General features: G+C 61.7%; 16 protein-coding genes and 1 pseudogene. 9 read left to right on the forward strand and 8 right to left on the reverse strand.

Annotated features, from left to right (window positions below):
* Positions 1-11: 11 nt before the first annotated feature.
* Positions 12-311 carry a GIY-YIG nuclease family protein gene (locus AAGW23_RS08975; protein WP_342406128.1) on the reverse strand — a complete coding sequence of 100 codons (300 nt, stop codon included), beginning with the start codon at positions 309-311 and terminating at the stop codon, positions 12-14.
* Positions 312-586: 275 nt separating this feature from the next.
* Between AAGW23_RS08975 and mltF the strand changes: the two genes are divergently transcribed.
* Positions 587-2,047 carry a membrane-bound lytic murein transglycosylase MltF gene (gene mltF / locus AAGW23_RS08980; RefSeq protein WP_319298849.1) on the forward strand — a complete coding sequence of 487 codons (1,461 nt, stop codon included), beginning with the start codon at positions 587-589 and terminating at the stop codon, positions 2,045-2,047.
* 12 nt (positions 2,048-2,059) lie between these two features.
* Here mltF and ybaK read toward each other — a convergent pair whose 3' ends face one another.
* Both ybaK and metE read right to left on the reverse strand, forming a co-directional pair.
* Positions 2,060-2,530 carry a Cys-tRNA(Pro) deacylase gene (gene ybaK, locus AAGW23_RS08985; RefSeq protein ID WP_342406129.1) on the reverse strand — a complete coding sequence of 157 codons (471 nt, stop codon included), beginning with the start codon at positions 2,528-2,530 and terminating at the stop codon, positions 2,060-2,062.
* 129 nt (positions 2,531-2,659) lie between these two features.
* Positions 2,660-4,960 carry a 5-methyltetrahydropteroyltriglutamate--homocysteine S-methyltransferase gene (gene metE / locus AAGW23_RS08990; RefSeq protein ID WP_342406130.1) on the reverse strand — a complete coding sequence of 767 codons (2,301 nt, stop codon included), beginning with the start codon at positions 4,958-4,960 and terminating at the stop codon, positions 2,660-2,662.
* Between the two features lie 390 nt (positions 4,961-5,350).
* Between metE and metR the strand changes: the two genes are divergently transcribed.
* Positions 5,351-6,277 carry a transcriptional regulator MetR gene (gene metR / locus AAGW23_RS08995; protein ID WP_148926520.1) on the forward strand — a complete coding sequence of 309 codons (927 nt, stop codon included), beginning with the start codon at positions 5,351-5,353 and terminating at the stop codon, positions 6,275-6,277.
* Position 6,278: 1 nt separating this feature from the next.
* On the opposite strand, the gene AAGW23_RS09000 is transcribed toward metR, so the two are convergent.
* Complete coding sequence (locus tag AAGW23_RS09000; protein WP_148926521.1) at positions 6,279-7,406, reverse strand: GNAT family N-acetyltransferase; 1,128 nt, start codon at positions 7,404-7,406, stop codon at positions 6,279-6,281.
* 246 nt (positions 7,407-7,652) lie between these two features.
* On the opposite strand from AAGW23_RS09000, the gene AAGW23_RS09005 reads away from it, so the two are divergent.
* Positions 7,653-8,714 carry a porin gene (locus AAGW23_RS09005; RefSeq protein ID WP_128118822.1) on the forward strand — a complete coding sequence of 354 codons (1,062 nt, stop codon included), beginning with the start codon at positions 7,653-7,655 and terminating at the stop codon, positions 8,712-8,714.
* Positions 8,715-8,957: 243 nt separating this feature from the next.
* Here AAGW23_RS09005 and AAGW23_RS09010 read toward each other — a convergent pair whose 3' ends face one another.
* Positions 8,958-10,079, reverse strand: coding sequence for a beta-ketoacyl-ACP synthase III (locus AAGW23_RS09010; RefSeq protein ID WP_342406131.1), 1,122 nt, complete (start codon positions 10,077-10,079; stop codon positions 8,958-8,960).
* Positions 10,080-10,350: 271 nt separating this feature from the next.
* On the opposite strand from AAGW23_RS09010, the gene AAGW23_RS09015 reads away from it, so the two are divergent.
* Entirely contained in the window at positions 10,351-10,881 is a 531-nt protein-coding gene (locus tag AAGW23_RS09015) for a hypothetical protein (protein ID WP_342406132.1), read from the forward strand.
* 1 nt (position 10,882) lies between these two features.
* On the opposite strand, the gene AAGW23_RS09020 is transcribed toward AAGW23_RS09015, so the two are convergent.
* A complete protein-coding gene (locus AAGW23_RS09020; RefSeq protein ID WP_102835996.1) occupies positions 10,883-11,095 on the reverse strand; it encodes a DUF3820 family protein in 213 nt (70 codons plus the stop codon).
* A gap of 190 nt (positions 11,096-11,285) precedes the next feature.
* Here AAGW23_RS09020 and AAGW23_RS09025 point away from each other — a divergent pair, with 190 nt between their 5' ends.
* The 4 genes from AAGW23_RS09025 (at position 11,286) to AAGW23_RS09040 (ending at position 15,233) form a co-directional block, all read left to right on the forward strand.
* Positions 11,286-11,819 carry an ankyrin repeat domain-containing protein gene (locus AAGW23_RS09025; RefSeq protein WP_342406133.1) on the forward strand — a complete coding sequence of 178 codons (534 nt, stop codon included), beginning with the start codon at positions 11,286-11,288 and terminating at the stop codon, positions 11,817-11,819.
* A 127-nt stretch (positions 11,820-11,946) separates the two neighbouring features.
* Positions 11,947-12,936, forward strand: coding sequence for an aldo/keto reductase (locus tag AAGW23_RS09030; RefSeq protein WP_342406134.1), 990 nt, complete (start codon positions 11,947-11,949; stop codon positions 12,934-12,936).
* A gap of 177 nt (positions 12,937-13,113) precedes the next feature.
* Entirely contained in the window at positions 13,114-13,845 is a 732-nt protein-coding gene (locus tag AAGW23_RS09035; protein WP_342406135.1) for a transporter substrate-binding domain-containing protein, read from the forward strand.
* A 167-nt stretch (positions 13,846-14,012) separates the two neighbouring features.
* Positions 14,013-15,233, forward strand: coding sequence for an MFS transporter (locus tag AAGW23_RS09040; protein WP_342406136.1), 1,221 nt, complete (start codon positions 14,013-14,015; stop codon positions 15,231-15,233).
* A 222-nt stretch (positions 15,234-15,455) separates the two neighbouring features.
* On the opposite strand, the pseudogene AAGW23_RS09045 reads toward AAGW23_RS09040, so the two are convergent.
* Positions 15,456-15,632: pseudogene (locus AAGW23_RS09045) on the reverse strand (SIMPL domain-containing protein); the annotation flags it as partial.
* A 173-nt stretch (positions 15,633-15,805) separates the two neighbouring features.
* On the opposite strand from AAGW23_RS09045, the gene AAGW23_RS09050 reads away from it, so the two are divergent.
* Positions 15,806-16,753 carry an alpha/beta hydrolase gene (locus AAGW23_RS09050; RefSeq protein WP_342406137.1) on the forward strand — a complete coding sequence of 316 codons (948 nt, stop codon included), beginning with the start codon at positions 15,806-15,808 and terminating at the stop codon, positions 16,751-16,753.
* Positions 16,754-16,772: 19 nt separating this feature from the next.
* On the opposite strand, the gene AAGW23_RS09055 is transcribed toward AAGW23_RS09050, so the two are convergent.
* Entirely contained in the window at positions 16,773-17,675 is a 903-nt protein-coding gene (locus AAGW23_RS09055) for an alpha/beta hydrolase family protein (RefSeq protein WP_342406139.1), read from the reverse strand.
* Between the last annotated feature and the right edge of the window lie 254 nt (positions 17,676-17,929).

The raw sequence follows: 17,929 nt of genomic DNA on the forward strand, positions 1-17,929 counted from the left end.
AGCCTACCCGTTCAGCTGATTGCCTGGACATTCACCGGATCGCTACCGGACTGAGCACAGACCAGTGCCTCTTTCGCAGACTTCTTCATTTGTTTGATGGCGCGCTCACGCCGAAGCGCGTCGCCCTTGCTGCCAAGCCTCTCGACATAGACCAGCGCCACCGCTGGACTGGAGTGAAAGAACCGCGCCCCGCGCCCACCCTGATGAGCCGCGAAGCGGCGCTGTGCGTCATCACTTATCCCGCAATAGAGCGAGCCGTTGGCGGCGCGTACAAGATAGACGAACCAAGGTTTGATAGCAGCGGTGCTCATGCAGCGGGCTCTTGAAAAGACGTTTGGATTCTCCTGCGCCAAACCCGTCAGGACAAGGCCGCTCTAGCGAAACGAACATCCGCAAGCGCACCGCTTGTCGTCTCGACTTCATCGCGCTTGAACGCTGCAGCAATGTTCCGACACAGTTTTGGTCTGCGTGCGACCAGCAGCCAAGCCGCTAATGGCACTGGCTTCGAGGAGTGTCGCTTCGCTTAGCAAAGTCCGTCGATCCTGTCGAGATATGGTGGCGGTTCGCCTTTGCGTATACTGCGACGATGTTTGCCCACACTGCATTCCGCAAACGCTGCGCCTCTTGGTTGCTGGCGGCCGGACTCTTCCTGATGCTCAGCAGCTGCGCTGAACCGCCCAGCGCACTCGAGCGAATTAAGGAGGAAGGCGTCCTGCGCGTGATCACCCGCAACAGTCCTTCCACCTATTTCCAGGATCGCAACGGCGAAGCCGGCTTCGAGTATGAGCTGGTCAAGCGCTTCGCCAGCCATCTCGGCGTCAAATTGCAGATCGAAACCGCCGACAGCATCGAAGAAATCTTCACCCGCCTCAACCGCCCTGGCGGCCCAACCCTGGCAGCCGCCGGCCTGGTGGCCAGCGAAGGGCGCAAGGACCTGGCGCGCTTCACCCAACCCTACCTGGACGTCACCACTCAGGTGGTCTATCGCCGAGGGCAGCGTCGTCCGACCCAACCCGAAGACCTGGTTGGCAAACGTATTCTGGTGCTCAAGGGCAGCAGTCAGGCGGAAAAGCTCAAGGCTTTGCAGAGCGAACTCCCCGATCTGCGCTACGAAGAATCGGATGCTGTGGAAGTGGTCGACCTGCTGCGCATGGTCGATGAGGGCCAGGTGGACCTGACGCTGGTCGAGTCCAATGAACTGGCACTGAATCAGGTCTACTTCACCAATGCACGAGCGGCATTCGATCTCGGTGAGCAAAGCAGCCTGGCTTGGATCGTGGGCAAGGGCGAAGACAACAGCGTGCTTGAAGCTGCCAACCAGTTCCTCACCCAGGCCCAGGAGAACGGAACCCTGCAACGCTTGCGGGAACGCTATTACGGTCACGTCGACGTGCTCGGCTATGTTGGCGCCTATGCCTTTGCCAAGCACCTGCAGCAGCGCCTGCCTCGCTATGAAAAGGTATTCCGCGAAACGGCCAAGGAGCACGGCGTCGACTGGCGCCTGCTTGCCGCCATCGGTTATCAGGAATCCCACTGGCAGCCCGAAGCCACCTCCAAGACCGGCGTGCGCGGCTTGATGATGCTGACGCTCAACACGGCCAAGGCCATGGGCGTAAACAATCGGCTCGACCCGGTTCAAAGCATCCAGGGCGGTGGCAAATACATCGCCCGGGTTCATGCCAATCTGCCTGACAGCATCAAGGAGCCGGACCGCACCTGGTTCGCGCTTGCCGCTTATAACGTCGGCGGCGGCCATCTGGAAGATGCGCGCAAACTGGCTGAAAGCGAAGGTCTGGACCCAAACAAGTGGCTGGACGTGAAGCAGATGCTGCCTCGGCTGGCGCAGAAACAGTGGTACACCAAAACGCGCTACGGCTACGCGCGCGGGGGCGAGCCGGTGCATTTCGTGGCCAATATCCGCCGCTACTACGACATCCTGACCTGGGTGACTCAGCCGCAGATGGAAGGCCAGCAACTGGTCAACAACGAAATTCACGTCCCAGGCATCAACTCCACCGATCTCGGTGAAATTCTTCCGCCGCTCTGATCCTTCCTGCCCTCAGCCTCTTCCGATTGGGGCGAAGCAGCCTGCGGTATGCTCGGCCAGCACCTCAGCCGCCAACTCCACCTCCAGCCCTCGCCGCCCGGCGCTGACATAGATGCTCGGTTGCGCCTGCGCCGACACGTCAATAAACGTGCGTAGCCGCTTCTTCTGCCCCAGCGGACTGATCCCGCCGACCAGATAGCCGGTGGCACGTTGCGCCGCCATGGGATCGGCCATGTCGACCTTCTTCACCTTGGCCGCCTGCGCCAGCGCCTTGAGATCAAGCGAACCGGCAACCGGCACGACAGCCACCAAAAGTTCATTCTTTTCGCTGCAGGCGAGCAGTGTCTTGAACACTCGTGCCGCCTCAAGGCCAAGCTTCTCAGCGGCTTCGAGTCCATAGGATGCCGATTTGGGATCGTGTTCGTAGCTGTGGATGCGGTGCTCGGCCTTGGCCTTTTTCAGCAGATCGATAGCGGGCGTCATGGCGAAAGGAATCGTCGAGGAAAGGCCACTACATTAGCCAAAACCCAACGGCCCGCACAGCGTGCGGGCCGAAGCTACTGCAGCACTGACCGGCCGTTAGGCCGGTCCGGCCTACCCTCAAACCAGCGGTCAGGCCACCTTGGCCCGGTTCGCGGTCCGCAACTGGCGAGCCGCCGCGACCATGTTGACCAGCGCCGCTTCGGTTTCCGCCCACCCGCGGGTTTTCAGGCCGCAGTCGGGATTGACCCAGAGCCGCTCTGCCGGGATTCGCTCGCTGGCCTTCTGAAGCAGTTGCACCATCTCTGCTGTGTCTGGCACCCGTGGCGAGTGGATGTCGTACACGCCAGGACCGATGTCGTTGGGGTAGTCGAAGGCGCGGAACGCTTCCAGCAACTCCATGTGCGAGCGCGAGGTCTCGATGGTGATGACGTCGGCGTCCATGGCGGCGATCGCCTCGATCACATCGTTGAACTCGCTGTAGCACATGTGCGTGTGGATCTGCGTCTCGTCGCGCACGCCGCTGGCACACAGTCGGAACGCATCGACTGCCCAGTCCAGGTAGTGCCCCCATTGGGAACGGCGCAACGGCAAGCCTTCGCGAAAGGCCGCTTCGTCGATCTGGACGATCTTGATGCCCGCAGCCTCCAGGTCACAGACCTCGTCACGGATCGCCAGCGCCAGCTGCCGGGCCTGCTGCTCGCGGGTGAGATCCTCGCGAGTGAAGGACCACATCAGCATGGTCACCGGGCCTGTCAGCATGCCTTTCATGACCTTGCTGGTCTGCTGCTGAGCGTAGCGAATCCATTCCACCGTCATCGCTGTCGGGCGGCTCAGGTCGCCGTAGATCACGGCTGGTTTCACACAGCGCGAGCCGTAGCTCTGCACCCAGCCGAAACGGGTGAAGGCATAGCCATCCAGTTGCTCGGCGAAGTACTCGACCATGTCGTTGCGCTCGGCCTCGCCATGCACCAGCACGTCCAGTCCCAATTGCTCCTGGACGGCGACCGCGTGGCGAATCTCGGCATGCATCGCCTCGGTGTAGTCGGTCAGCGCCAGCTTGCCCTGCTTGAAGGCCTGACGCGCCAGGCGGATCGCCGGAGTTTGCGGGAACGAGCCTATGGTGGTCGTGGGGAATGCCGGCAGGTTCAGCCGGGCGCGCTGCTTTTCGATACGGCTTTCAAAGCCTGACTGCCGCTGGCTGTGTCTGGGCTTGATCGCGGCCAACCGCGCTTGTACCTCGGGTTTATGGATCCGGCTGGACAGTGCGCGGCTCGCCTGCACCTCGCGGCTTTGCTGCAGCGCTGACTGTACCAGGGCGTCATCAGGCTGATTGACCGCACGCGCCAGCACCGCGACCTCGGCACATTTCTGCACGGCGAACGCCAGCCAGCTCTTCAGTTCGGCGTCCAGTTGGTCTTCGCGCCCAAGGTCCACCGGCGCGTGCAGCAGCGAGCAGGACGGCGCGACCCAGAGCCGCTCACCCAGCCGTTCTGCAGCGTGGCGGAGCACGTTCAAGGCTTTATCCAGATCGCAACGCCATACGTTTCGTCCATTGACCAGGCCGAGAGACAAGATTTTGTAGGCGGGCAGTCGATCCAGAATGACCGGGTACTGGTCCGGTGCCCGCACCAGATCGATATGCAGGCCATCGACCGGCAACGCTGCGGCCAAGCCGAGGTTGTCCTCCAGCCCACCAAAATAGGTCGCGACCAGTTTCTTCAACGGCGCGCGCTGCAACTGGTTGTAGGCTCGTTCGAAGGCGTTCTTCCAGTCCTGAGGCAAGTCGAGCACCAGGATCGGTTCGTCGATCTGCACCCACTCGACACCCAGCGCGGCGAGTCGCTCCAGCACTTCTCCATAGACTGGAAGCAGGCGTTCGAGCAGCGCCAGCTTGTCGAACGCCTCACCCTTGGCCTTGCCCAGCCAGAGATACGTCAGCGGCCCAATCAGCACCGGCTTGACCGCATGCCCCAGCGCTTTGGCCTCTTCGACTTCTTCGAACAGCTGTTCCCAGGACAACTGGAAGGTCTGATCGACGCTGAATTCGGGGACCAGGTAGTGATAGTTGGTATCAAACCACTTGGTCATCTCTTGCGCTTGCCCACCGCCGCAGCACTGGTGAGTTACGCCGCGCGCCATGGCGAACAAGGTCTCCAGGGTCGGCTGACCGTCGGCCGGACGGAAGCGGTCAGGCACAACGCCAAACATCAGCGAATGGGTCAGCACTTGGTCATACCAGGCAAAATCGCCAGCCGGTAGCAGTTCGATGCCGGCATTGGCCTGCAGCTGCCAATGGGCGGCTCGCAATTCCCTGCCAACCTGGCGCAGTTCGGCCTCGCTGAGATCACCCTTCCAATACGCTTCAAGCGCCTTCTTCAATTCTCGGTCGGCACCAACACGTGGGAAGCCCAGGGAATGCGCAACAGCCATTACGATCTCCAATTCGTTCGTTTTCGATGAGCGGATTGTGATGTCCGGGCAGCGATGAAACAAACTCACGCATTTCTTGATCATCAGTAGATATTTTCATGTTATTTGCTAGTGCGGCTCTTTCCAGGGCGTACAGCCCGCCCTCTGCATTCGGTACGTCGCGGCATCCAAGATTTCAACGAAAGAAACTTGAGATTGATTTGATAGCGACGCCGCTTTGCACACTCATCCGTGCGCACCCTTCAAACGCCAACGATCGACATGCCGGCTCGACAAAGGTCGGCGCGCTGGGACACACTTCGCCGCCACGATGAGAACGGCTCAAGTCACCCGTCCTCAGCACCGAGTTAAAACCCCGGCTCGCCAACGAAACAGCAGGAAGACCCCAGCATGCTGGAAATCCGCCACCTGAAGACCCTTCATGCACTGCGCGAAACCGACAGTTTGGTAGAGGCCGCCGAGCGGCTGCATCTGACCCAGTCGGCCCTGTCCCATCAGTTCAAGGAACTGGAGGAACGGTTGGGTTTGCAGCTGTTTGTCCGTAAAACGCGGCCGGTGCGTTTTACCAGCGCCGGGTTACGTCTGTTGCAGCTGGCCGACAGCCTGCTGCCACAGCTGCGCAGCGCCGAGCGCGACCTGGCCCGGTTGGCTGGGGGCACTGCGGGCCGTTTGCATATGGCGATCGAATGCCACAGCTGCTTCCAGTGGCTGATGCCAACCATCGACCAGTTCCGCGATGCCTGGCCGGAAGTCGAGCTGGACCTGGCCTCGGGGTTTTCCTTCGCGCCGCTTCCGGCGTTGGCGCGCGGTGATCTGGATCTGGTGGTGACGTCCGATCCGGTCGACCTGCCGGGCATCACCTATGTGCCGTTGTTCACCTACGAAGCGCTGCTCGCCGTCGCTAACCAGCACGGGCTCGCGCCCCGCCCGTTCGTACGCGCCGAAGACCTGGCCAGCGAAACCCTGATCACTTATCCGGTGGAGCGAGATCGTCTGGACATCTTCACCCGCTTTCTGGAGCCGACCGATGTCGAACCGGCGCAGGTGCGGACGTCCGAACTCACCGTGATGATGATGCAGCTGGTGGCCTCCGGTCGCGGCGTATGCTGCGTACCGAACTGGGCATTGCATGAATACAGCACGCGCGGCTATGTCACGGCCAAACGCCTGGGTGAAAAAGGCTTGTTTGCCACCCTTTATGCGGGCATCCGCGCTGACATGCTGGACTCGCCGTTCATGCGCGATTTCCTTTTGACCGCCAAGGACACATCCTTCTCGACCCTGGAAGGGGTCAGCGCCGCGTCGAAGACCAGATAGATTATTCCTGCCGATACGGCAGCGCATCGCGCGCTGTCTCGGCATAGCGCATCACGCCCAGCCGCTCCTGCTGCAGGAACTCGCTGACCGCAGCACGCAGCCCCGGATGCTCCAGGTAGTGCCAGGAACGCGTGATCACCGGCTCGAAGCCGCGTATCAGCTTGTGCTCGCCCTGTGCTCCGGCATCGAAGCGTGACAGACCGGCGGCAATCGCCTGATCGATCCCCTGGTAAAAACAGGTTTCGAAATGCAGGCGGTCGAAGTCCGCAAGGCTGCCCCAATAGCGACCATACAGCTCGCCAGCGCTGATCAGGCTAAACGCCATGGCCACCGGCCGGCCGCTCTGGCAGGCAAGCACCACCCGGATCGCCTCGGGCATCCGCTCTGCCAGCAGGCTGAAGAAGCTGCGAGTCAGATACGGTGCCTGGCCGCGCACATGATAGGTATTGGCGTAACAGGCATAGACGAAATCCCACTCCTGTTCGCTGACCTGGTGACCCTCGCGCCACTCGAACTCGATCCCCTGCCCCGCCACCTGCTCGCGCTCCTTGCGCAGCTGCTTACGCTTGCGCGAAGTGAGACCGTCCAAGAAATCCTGAAAGTCGCGGTAGCCGCGGTTGTGCCAGTGAAACTGGCAGCCGATGCGCTCGAGCCAGCCATCACGGCCCTGGAAAATCGCATCGGCGTCCGGCTCGGTGAAGTTCACGTGCAGGCTCGAATAGCCCCCTTCGGCCAAGCCGGTGGTGAGCTGGTCGAGCAATTGGCTCGCCGCCTCGCGGTTACCCAACAGCCTCGCGCCGGTCACTGGCGAGAACGGCACCGCGCAGAGCAGTTTGGGGTAGTACTCGATACCCGCACGGTGGCAGGCGTCAGCCCAGGCCCAATCGAATACATACTCACCGCTGGAGTTGGTCTTGCTGTACAGCGGCAAGGCCGCAATCGCTCCCCGCTGGTCGTCGCTCAGCACTTGATGCTGTGCACGCCAGCCCCTGCGCGCATCGACGCTGCCGCTGTCTTCCAGCGAAGACAGAAAGGCGTGCCGGAGAAAGGGCTGCGGGTGTTCGCCGAGCAGCGCGTCCCAGCGAGAGGAGTCGTAGTCGGCGAGGTGGGAAAGCGTCTGTATGGGCATATGCCTAGTCTGGCGGCTAAGCAACCGGAACTGAAGCAGTTGTTGGTCGAGGTACGACCGCGGGGCTCTTTACGGCAATCAAAGCTATAGCAAGAAGAAGATCTCACCCCTTCACCGTCATCAAATCGTCGTCAAATTAGCAAAAAGCTGTAACCACACCCCCTCATTCTGCCGACAGCCGCTTGGGGGGTTAGGACCCGGAGGCGGCGTAGCTACCAATCCGCGAACGCACAGAAAGGAAATATCATGCCACGCAAGCTTCTCCCCCTGACCCTCGCCATTGCCGCTGCAGTTGCGTTGCCGACCACCGCCAACGCCTATGAAATCATCGGCAAGCAGCTGGAGATCTACGGCAAAGCCCACGTGTCGGCGGATTTCGTGGACAACGATACCGACAGCGAACTGGCCATCGCCAGCAACTCCTCGCGTCTGGGCTTCAAAGGTGTCACCGAAATCAACCCGGATCTGAACGCTGTTTACCAGATCGAATCGAAGATCATCATTGACGAAGGCGGAGACAGCTTCGCTGGACGCAACACTTACGTTGGTCTCACCGGCGACTTCGGCCAGGTGCTGGTGGGCAACCAGGACACCCCCCTGAAGAACGTCCGCAACGCCTTTGACCTGTTCGGCGACACCGTGGGCGATGCGCGTAACATTGCCGACGAAGCCAACCGTCGCGCCAAGAACAGCATCCAGTATGTCAGCCCGAGCATGGGTGGTCTGGTTGCCAGCGCCATGTACGCCACGTCTTTCGAAGACTGGGAGACCGAAGACGGCGATATCGAAGATAACGATTACTCGCTGGCCAGCGTCGCGCTGGGTTACAGCATCGGCGACCTCGCCTTTAGCGCCGGTTACGAGAAGGCCGACGGTGATGATGAAGACACTGTTGACGCTGACGTTGTTGCGTACGAAAGCGATGCGTTCCGCCTTGCTGCCAGCTACGCCTTCGGACCTGTCAGCGTGGGCGCGATGTTCGACCGCTACGAAGAAGCCGACGCCGAGCGTGACGCCTGGGGCCTGAACACTGCATACAAGTTCGGCGCCAACACCTTGAAGCTGCAGTACATGACTGCTGATGACTGGAGCGACACCGACGACACCGGCGCCAGCCAGGTGAGCCTCGGCCTGGACCACAAGCTGTCCAAGCAACTGACTGTTTACGGCGTTTACAACATGCTGAAGAACGATGACAACACCGCCGCCTATCGCATCAAGGGCGGCCACGACACGGATGTCTACCAGGTTGCTGCGGCTGGTGATGACATCAACGTGTTCTCGCTGGGCATGGTTTACAGCTTCTGATCGAGCTCCTCAATCGCTCTGCTCCACCTTCGCCCCGGCTATGCCGGGGCTTTTTATTGGAGGAGACAAGGGCTTCAAGCGAAGTCGTGCTTAACGTGTTTGCAAGCGGCTCGCTCCTTACAAACCGTGCGATCCGTTTGCAAGAACCCGCTTGCTAGCGAAGCAGCCGTCTGACGGCGAGAGGATGCGCTGCGGTGACAGTTGCGAAAGAAGCTGCTACCGGAATGCTGGCTGGCTTTGCGATCAGCGCTTGCGCAGGATCACGCTGCCAATCGAGTAACCTGCGCCAAACGAGCTGAGCACACCGAGGCTGCCCGCTGGCAGATCATCCTGATGCTTGTGGAAGGCAATCACCGAGCCTGCAGAGCTGGTGTTGGCATAGGTGTCGAGAATGACGGGCGCCTCTTCCGGGCTGGCATCGCGACCGAGCAGCTTGCGCACGATCAGGTGGTTCATGTTGAGGTTGGCCTGGTGCAGCCAGAAGCGCTTGACCTCGCCGACCTCGATTTCGTTTTCCTTCAGGTGCTCGCCGACCAGCTCAGCCACCATCGGGCAGACTTCCTTGAATACCTTGCGACCTTCCTGAACGAATAGCTTGTCCGGGTTGGTCATGTATTCCTCGGCAGTGCGATTGAGGAAGCCGAAGTTGTTGCGGATGTTGTTGGAGTATTCGGTCGCCAGCTTGGTGCTGACCACGTCCCACTGATACTGCGAAGTGGCCTGATCGGCGCGCTCGACGATAACGGCCGTGCAGGCATCGCCGAAGATGAAATGGCTGTCCCGGTCACGGAAGTTCATGTGCCCGGTGCAGATCTCCGGGTTGACCATCAGCACCGCGCGCGCCTGCCCCAGCTGAACTGAGTTGGCGGCATTCTGGATACCGAAAGTCGCTGAAGAACAGGCCACGTTCATGTCGAAGCCGAACCCCTTGATCCCCAGCGCCGCCTGCACTTCGATGGCCACGGCCGGATAGGCGCGCTGCAGGTTGGAACAGGCAACGATCACACCATCAATGTCGGCTGCGGTTTTGCCTGCGCGCTCAAGCGCCTGCTGGGCGGCCTTGACCGACATCTCGCAGAGGATGGACCACTCGTCGTTGCTGCGCTCGGGAATGCGTGGAACCATCCGATCCGGATCGAGAATGCCGGCCTTGTCAGTGACGAAGCGGCTCTTGATGCCCGACGCCTTCTCGATGAATGCCGAGCTGGATTCCGGCATCGGCTGTACTTCACCCGCTTCGATTGCCGCGGCGTTCTCATCGTTGAAACGGCGCGAGTAGGTGTTGAAAGACTCAACCAGCTCGTCGTTGGAAATGCTCTGGGCAGGGGTGTAAAGGCCGGTACCGCTGATGACGACGTTATGCACAGTCGTTCCTCTCGAATATTGGCTGATCATAGTCGGGCGCCGGAACAGGAGCGAAGCCGGCCAGCGCCGATGCGATCGTTCATGCCGCGTCTGTTTATATGGCGGCTATTGTGCACGAAAACCGAACAGAATCTGCAGCTCAGCGCGTAAAAGCAGACAAAGGTTGACGATGTGCAGCGAGGGTAGCCACACAGTGGCAATGTCCACCGTGGCCCGCTGGCTCCAGGCTTTCGGGTATCCTTGCCGGCCCTCATTCCAGGACTGCGCCCCGATGAAAGAGCCACTCGCCGAACTGATACGTCTGATCAGCTCAGGCTGCATGAGCGAAGAAGAGATCAACAGGCTCGCCGACGAAGCGGCTCAGGCCTATGCCGATCCCCTAGCCTTTCTGCAGGCGAACTCGGACATCATCTACGACGATGACTTTCCCATTCCGCTGGGCGAATGGATGATCGTCGGCAGCCTGCCGGACACCGTATTGTTCCAGGCCGACGATTATCAGGCGTTGTTCGAGCAGATCGTCGGGTCATTCGGGCCGGATGTGAATTTCGTGCTCAAGTCAAAGCAGCTGGCGAAAACCGAGCCGCTCAAGGCACTCAACCGTATCCAGACCCAACTCAGCAGTCTCTACCCGGAAAAAGGCGGCTATGTGCTGGTGGATTTCAGCGAGCCACTGGACGACGAACTGCAAGCGGTGCTCGTCTACACCTGCGATATCGAGCGAGTCATGGCGCTGGCGGTGGAGGTGGGCATCTATGCAGCCCCGGCACTCGCGGCCCTGCAAGCAGAAAGCGAAGGCTGACTCAGCGCCGGCGCAGCGGCTCGAGCAAGCCGGACAGGCCGTTGTGGTCGATCTCCTGCATCAGCGCCAACAGCTGGCCGAGATCCCCGGGCGGAAAACCGACCCGGGCGAACCAGTTCAGGTAGTTGCCCGGCAGATCCGCAATCAGCCGTCCCTTGTATTTGCCGTACGGCATCGTCTGGGTCACCAGGCGTTCCAGGTCTTCAGGTTTCATTGCAGCGCTACCGGCGGATGGGCCGCAGATACTGCCATAGCCATTGTGGCCGTGCAGCTTTCGGCCCGTTCCGCACATTTGCGCAGCCTGTCGGTCGGATAGAAACGCAGCCCTCCCGCACCGCCCAATCGCTTGCGAAATGACGCGTCCCGCGCCGCTGCGCCAAAACCATAAAGCCGAGGAGATCAAGATGACGGAACAACCGAGCCCCAAGCCCGAACTGGACGAGGCCGCACTGGCGTTCGCCGAACAGGTTTTCGAAAGCGCCCGTACCGGCGACGCTCAGCGTCTGGCTGATCTGCTCGGTCGCGGCTTGCCGGCCAACATTCGCAACCACAACGGCGACAGCCTGTTGATGCTCACCAGCTACCACGGCCATCTGGACGCCTCCCGCGTGCTGCTGGAAAACGGTGGCGATCCCCAGCTACGCAACGACAAGGGCCAGAGCCCGCTGGCCGGCGCCGCCTTCAAGGGCAACCTGGAGATGACCCGCCTGCTGCTCGACCACGGCGCCGACGTCGACAGTGCCTCGGCTGATGGCAAGACCGCGCTGATGATGGCCGCCATGTTCAATCGCGACCGGATTGTCGAATTGCTGCTGGCGCGCGGTGCAGATCCGAGCCGCGCCGACTTGAACGGCGTTACGGCCCTGACCGCTGCGCAATCCATGGGGGCGCAGGACACGCCCCATCTGTTGACCGAAGCCCTTGCTGGCTGCAAATGACTTTCAGCGGCGCCGCCTCTGGATGGCGGCCCGCTCGACGCAACGCACGTCGCGGTGTGGCCGCTGCCAGTTGCCGTGACCTGGCCATCCGCAGCACTGGCCGTCCTGATCAAGCAGAGGAGCACTCATGACCATCGAAACGTTAATGATAGAAGGCATCGCCACGCCCGTATCGCGCATCGGGCTAGGCACCTGGGCCATCGGCGGCTGGATGTGGGGAGGCGCGGATGACGACCGATCCGTTACCACCATTCGCAGCGCTTTGGAGCGCGGCATCAACCTCATCGACACCGCGCCGGTCTACGGCTTCGGTCATTCTGAAGAGATCGTCGGCAAGGCGCTTGAAGGCGTAAGAGACCAGGCCGTGATCGCCACCAAGGTCGCGTTGGACTGGAGCGAAGGCGGCCCGCGTCGCAACTCGACACCGGCGCGCATCCGTCAGGAAGTCGAGGACTCGTTGCGCCGGCTGCGCACCGACCGGATTGATCTGTACCAGGTGCATTGGCCGGATCCGCTGGTCCCGATTGAGGAAACCGCAGCCGAGCTGGAAACGCTACGCCAGGAAGGCAAGATCCTCGCGATCGGAGTGAGCAACTATTCCACTGAGCAGATGGATACCTTTCGCAAAGCGGCGCCCCTGGCCTCGGTGCAACCGCCGTACAACCTGTTCGAGCGCGCCATCGAAGCCGATGTGTTGCCCTATGCGCGGGATAACGGATTGGTCGTGCTCGGCTATGGCGCTCTTTGTCGCGGCCTACTTTCCGGCCGGATGAACAGCGGCACCACCTTCGATGGCGACGACCTACGTAGATCGGACCCTAAATTCAAGGCCCCGAGATTCGATCAGTACCTCTCCGCGGTCGAGGCATTGAAAGCGCTGGCTCAGGAACGTCACGGCAAGTCGGTACTGGCGCTTGCCATCCGCTGGGTTCTTGATCAGGGGCCGACGATTGCGCTCTGGGGCGCACGCGGCCCGGAGCAGCTGGATGGCATTGAAGATGCCTTCGGATGGACACTAAGTCCGCAAGACCTGAAGGATATCGACGCCTTGCTCGCCGAGCACATCACTGACCCGGTAGGGCCGGAATTCATGGCGCCGCCTACCCGTAAGGCGTAACGAACTGGGTTTCCTGCCTGAAGCCGTACGGCGGACACGAGCCGAAGCTGCGACGATCCTCTACGCATTATTCATGCGACAAATGGACATAAACGGAACGATATCGCGATAATCCGTGCCTTCACGAACATGGACCAACCGCTACAGGTCGGTCACTGATGAAGGATCGCTGCTACCTTGCGCGCACTGATCATTGCCGTGTCCCTTCTGCTCTATCCTGCCTGGGCGCAGGCAGCTGATCCGCCGTTGCGGTTTTCGGTCAGCGACAGCTCGACCATGCCGATGATTGATCTGCAGAACGGGCAGCCGGTCGACGGCATTCTTCACGACCTTCACAGGCGCATCGCCGAACGCGTCGGACGTAAAGCCGAGGAGCTGGTGATGTCGCGGGCGCGCATCCAACCGCTACTGGCCGAGGGCGCGGTCGATGTCAGCTGCTACATGAACCCGGCCTGGCTGGCGGAAACCCACGCGAGTTACCGGTGGAGCGTTCCGTTCATGAACCAGCGCAGCATTCTGGTGGCTCGTCCTGGAACTTCTCCAGCCAAACTGTGGAGCCTACGCGGCCGACGAATAGGCACGGTACTCGGCTTCTACTACCCGGAGACGGACGTGGCGTTTCGAGACGGTACCTTGATCCGCGACGATGCCCGAACGGAGCACCAGGTGCTGGAAAAACTCGCCGCCGGACGCAATCAGTACGCACTCAGCACCCAGGTGGCACTGGACTGGTTCCATCGAAACAGACCGGCTGGACGCGAGCTGCAGATCGTCGACCGGCTTTCGGAGTATTCCATCCACTGCATTGTGCGTGATGAACCAGACGTCCCGGCCCGCGAGATACTCGACGTCATGAAGCAGATGCAGCACGACGGCGAGTTCGGTGCGATTCTGGCCAACTACCGATAACCGCTCACCTGAACGCCATCGGTCGCGCGCTGAGCGCAATCTGCCTTCGATGCGGCGCCGAACTTCACCCGGTGATCGCTGCCTAGTATTCGCGTCCCGCCGCAGCCCCAGCGCTGCTCGACCCGGCGGTGCGTGTCCGTTATTCGAATCACCCCGTTGAGGCACTGATGACTCAAGTGAACGCAACAGGCAAGCCGAAGCTCTCGGTACGCGCCGTATTGCTGATCGAACTGGCGCTGGCCATGGGTGGCTTTGCCATCGGCACCGGCGAGTTCGCCATCATGGGGCTGATGCCCAACGTCGCGCACGGCCTCGGAATCAGCGAGCCCCAAGTGGGCCATGTGATCAGCAGCTATGCCTTGGGCGTGGTGGTGGGCGCACCGCTGCTGGCAATCCTCGGCTCCCGAATGTTTCGGCGGCATCTGCTGTTGCTGCTGATGACCTTCTTCGCCATAGGCAACTTCGCCAGCGCGATGGCGCCGGATTACCACACGCTGATGGTCTTTCGCTTCATCGCAGGACTGCCCCACGGCGCCTATTTCGGCGTAGCCATGCTGGTCGCCGCCTCGATGGTGGCTCCCGACCAGCGGGCCAAGGCGGTTAGCCGCGTGCTGGCGGGCCTGACCATCGCCATGTTGATTGGTAACCCCACCGCTACCTGGCTGGGGCAATGGCTCAGCTGGCGCTGGGCGTTTGGTCTGGTAGCGCTGATCGCGCTGCTGACCGTGTTGCTCGTGGCGATCTTCCTGCCGCTCGACCGCAGCGAGCCGCGCAACAACCCCATGCGCGAACTGCGCGACTTCAATCGCAAACCGGTGTGGCTGGCACTGGCTATCAGCTCGATTGGCTTTGCGGGCATGTTCTGCGTGTTCAGCTATCTCGCCCCCACCATGCTTGAGGTCACCGGGGTCAGCGAGCAGTGGATCCCGGTGGGCCTGGCCGCGCTTGGCGCGGGCGGCATCGTCGGTAACATCTTTGGCGGCTGGCTGTTCGACAGGTTGGGCTTCAAGGCAATCGCCTGGTTGCTGCTATGGAGCATTCTGGTCCTGCTGGTGTTCCCGCTCGCGGCGCACTCGCTGTGGACGATCCTTCCCGCAGCCTTTGCGGTCGGCACCATGGTGTCGCTCGGCCCGCCCCTGCAGACCCACCTGATGGATGTGGCCGGAGAAGCCCAGACCCTGGCAGCCGCGTCCAACCATTCGGCCTTCAACGTAGCCAACGCTCTCGGGCCCTGGCTCGGCGGGCTGGCCATCAGTGCAGGCCTCGGCTGGACCTCTACCGGCTATATCGGCGCCGCTACCGCCGTCGTCGGCTTGCTGGTGTTCTGGTGGGCCTGGACCGCAAACAGTCCCAGCGAAGAACGAGGAGCCGCCACCGCCTGCGATTGAGCGAATGCCCCTATCGAGTCGTGGCGGCCAAACCGAAACGCCTGCTGATCGGCCAGCCGTCAAAACTACAAGAGCTCCCTCCTCGAGGCAGGCCGCGCCTCCCGCCACCTGAGGTCAAGCCGTATGCAACCGCGACGGGCCTCTAAAGGACGTACCAGCGAAGAGGGCGTTACTACAGCGCGTATTCGAATGTGCTGACCACGCGCAGGCGCTTGCCGGGCGACCCAGCGTCCAGACGGCGAAATCACTCGAGACGTCTTGCTCCGCAAGCCCTTTGACCGTCACCGAGCGATCTGCCATGCGAAAGCGCTCCACGCCCTGCCCTACAGACCAACCAGCAAAAGCCACCGCGGCGGCGATCGATAGGGCGGGCAGCAAACCGATATGCGCGGTAGTCACGATGAACCTCCATTACCAGTAAGAACGGTGATGCTACTCCCCTTGGAAGTCAGTGGTCGCGGGTCACGCGCGCCGCGCTGCAACCTGGAGTAACGACTTGTCGTCGCCAGCCGCTTGCGTGCCTCTCCAACTGGTCGCTCAATGTCGGCTCCACAAGGAGACGTCCCCGCCGCATGTCGAAGCTGCCGATCTTCCGCACCAAGCCCAGCACGCTCGCTTGGCTGGTCCTTGCTGCAGCGCTCGCCGGGCTGCCGGTGGGCTGTTCGATGCTCGAACAGAAAGAGCGTGAACTGGTGTTTCGTATCGAGCCTGGTACCGCCAGCTGGTATCGCGGCTTGCCCAGCGGGGTGGAAGAACTGGCGCTGAGGCCGCCGGCGTTCGGCGACAACCAGAACATCCATGCGTGGTGGTGGCCGGCCGAACAGGCGGATGCGCCCGCGATACTCTATCTTCATGGGTCGCGCTGGAACCTCACTGGACACCTGTTCAGGCTGGAGCAGATTCGGTCGCTGGGTTTCTCCGTGCTGGCCATCGACTACCGAGGCTTTGGGCAGAGTCTCGGCGAGCTGCCATCCGAGGCCACCGTCTACGAAGATGCACGCATCGCCTGGGAGCACTTGAAAACACTTCAACCTGACGCCGACAAGCGCCTGATCTATGGCCATTCCCTAGGCGGCGCTGTCGCGGTGGACCTGGCGGCCGAACTGGGCCGCGATGCCAAACGCCGCGACGAAGCGCCGGAAGCACGGGCATTGATCGTCGAATCGACCTTTACCAACTTGGGCGATATCGCGACGGAAGTGGCCGACACCGCCTGGCCGATCCGCTGGCTGGTCTCGCAGAAATTCGACTCGCTGGACAAGATCGACCAGGTTGGCATGCCGCTCTTGCTGGTCCACGGAACGGATGACCAATACGTGCCGGCGCGATTCAGCGAAGCACTCTACGCCGCAGCAAGATATCCCAAACAGCTACTGCTGGTTGAAGGTGGCAACCACAACAACGCCATGCGCGTGGGTCGACGCGCCTATGCCGAGGCCATCCGTGAACTGCTGGCGACGCCAGTGGAACACGCCGCCAACCCACAATGGCCGCGCGGTACCAAGAGCAACCGCAGCTGACGTGCTGCAGCGCTGGCGCTCAACAGGCTTCGCACGCAGCGGGTTGCGCCTCATCAGACCAGGGGTTCCTGCCGTGCTGGACCCAACCCAGACTAGCTTTCCAGAATCCGTCTCGGTGGTGTTCACGGAACAGATCGAAGTGACCAACCTGCTCCATGCCCAATGCCGCCGGGCTGAGCTGCACCTGCTGAATCTGAGCGTTGCGGTAATAGGCCAGCCCGCGCGCAATGGCCGCCGGCGTGCCGTACTCATCGTCGCTGACGCTGACCGCAAGCATGGGCGCATTGACCGCAGCAAAGCGCTGAAGCACCTCGGCCCGCTCATGCGCCGGGTAGCTCTGCTCCAGCCGAGCCCGACGAAACGCCCATTCCCGCGCGACGCCCGCGGGCAGGTCTTCCAACCAGCCCAAGCGGCGGCCGGGAAAGTAGCCGAACAGCGCCGTCATCGCAGGCATGCACAGGTGCCATTTGGCGAACATTTGCAGGCGTTGCGAGGCTGCATAATCGCGCCAGTAAGCGTATTGCGCCCCGACGCTGAGAAAGCGGTCCACCTCGGTCGCGGCCACAGCGAAACCCGGCAGGAAGCCGCCGATGCTGTGACCGATCGCAACCAGCGGACGCTCAGGATCACGCTGGCGCATCCAGCGCACCGCGGCGTCGAAATCCAGATCACCCCAATCGCGCCAGCGGATCGTCACGCCGCGCAGGCTGGCCGGCCGTGATCCACCGATGCCACGATAGTCGTAGGTCAATACCGCGTACCCGCGCTCGCGCAGAAATCCGGCGTATTTCGCGTAGTACCTGGACTGCACCCCGGTGGCGCTGCTGACGATGACCGAGCCTAGCGGCTGCCCCGCCGGCAACCAAAGCTGTCCGGCAAGCGGGTAGCCATCGCGGCAGTGCAGGAATAACGGTTTGGGCATGGGCTAACTCTGATTAGGCGTCCGCTACAGACTTGCCCACCGGAGCGGGTATCGCCAGTGACCGGGCTGAAAAACTTCGGGTTGGCCTGCTCTGCACCCCGGACGCCCGAGCACCTGCGCCCCTCGCCGGCTCCGAAAGCATGAATGTCGAACGCAGCGCTGGCTCAGCAACCGCTCTAAGGCTAGTGTATGGCCGCCCTGGCGCTTCGCTTCGGCGCCAAACCCTTACAGCCTTCCACTCAGCTCTCTATTTT

It is taken from the genome of Stutzerimonas chloritidismutans (assembly GCF_038562055.1).
Lineage (GTDB): Bacteria > Pseudomonadota > Gammaproteobacteria > Pseudomonadales > Pseudomonadaceae > Stutzerimonas > Stutzerimonas chloritidismutans_A.

Coding starts and splice junctions, on each gene's coding strand:
- AAGW23_RS08975 (WP_342406128.1), bottom strand. CDS start 311: ATGAGCACCGCTGCTATCAAACCTTGGTTCGTCTATCTTGTACGCGCC.
- mltF (WP_319298849.1), top strand. CDS start 587: ATGTTTGCCCACACTGCATTCCGCAAACGCTGCGCCTCTTGGTTGCTG.
- ybaK (WP_342406129.1), bottom strand. CDS start 2,530: ATGACGCCCGCTATCGATCTGCTGAAAAAGGCCAAGGCCGAGCACCGC.
- metE (WP_342406130.1), bottom strand. CDS start 4,960: ATGGCTGTTGCGCATTCCCTGGGCTTCCCACGTGTTGGTGCCGACCGA.
- metR (WP_148926520.1), top strand. CDS start 5,351: ATGCTGGAAATCCGCCACCTGAAGACCCTTCATGCACTGCGCGAAACC.
- AAGW23_RS09000 (WP_148926521.1), bottom strand. CDS start 7,406: ATGCCCATACAGACGCTTTCCCACCTCGCCGACTACGACTCCTCTCGC.
- AAGW23_RS09005 (WP_128118822.1), top strand. CDS start 7,653: ATGCCACGCAAGCTTCTCCCCCTGACCCTCGCCATTGCCGCTGCAGTT.
- AAGW23_RS09015 (WP_342406132.1), top strand. CDS start 10,351: ATGAAAGAGCCACTCGCCGAACTGATACGTCTGATCAGCTCAGGCTGC.
- AAGW23_RS09020 (WP_102835996.1), bottom strand. CDS start 11,095: ATGAAACCTGAAGACCTGGAACGCCTGGTGACCCAGACGATGCCGTAC.
- AAGW23_RS09025 (WP_342406133.1), top strand. CDS start 11,286: ATGACGGAACAACCGAGCCCCAAGCCCGAACTGGACGAGGCCGCACTG.
- AAGW23_RS09030 (WP_342406134.1), top strand. CDS start 11,947: ATGACCATCGAAACGTTAATGATAGAAGGCATCGCCACGCCCGTATCG.
- AAGW23_RS09040 (WP_342406136.1), top strand. CDS start 14,013: ATGACTCAAGTGAACGCAACAGGCAAGCCGAAGCTCTCGGTACGCGCC.
- AAGW23_RS09050 (WP_342406137.1), top strand. CDS start 15,806: ATGTCGAAGCTGCCGATCTTCCGCACCAAGCCCAGCACGCTCGCTTGG.
- AAGW23_RS09055 (WP_342406139.1), bottom strand. CDS start 17,675: ATGCCCAAACCGTTATTCCTGCACTGCCGCGATGGCTACCCGCTTGCC.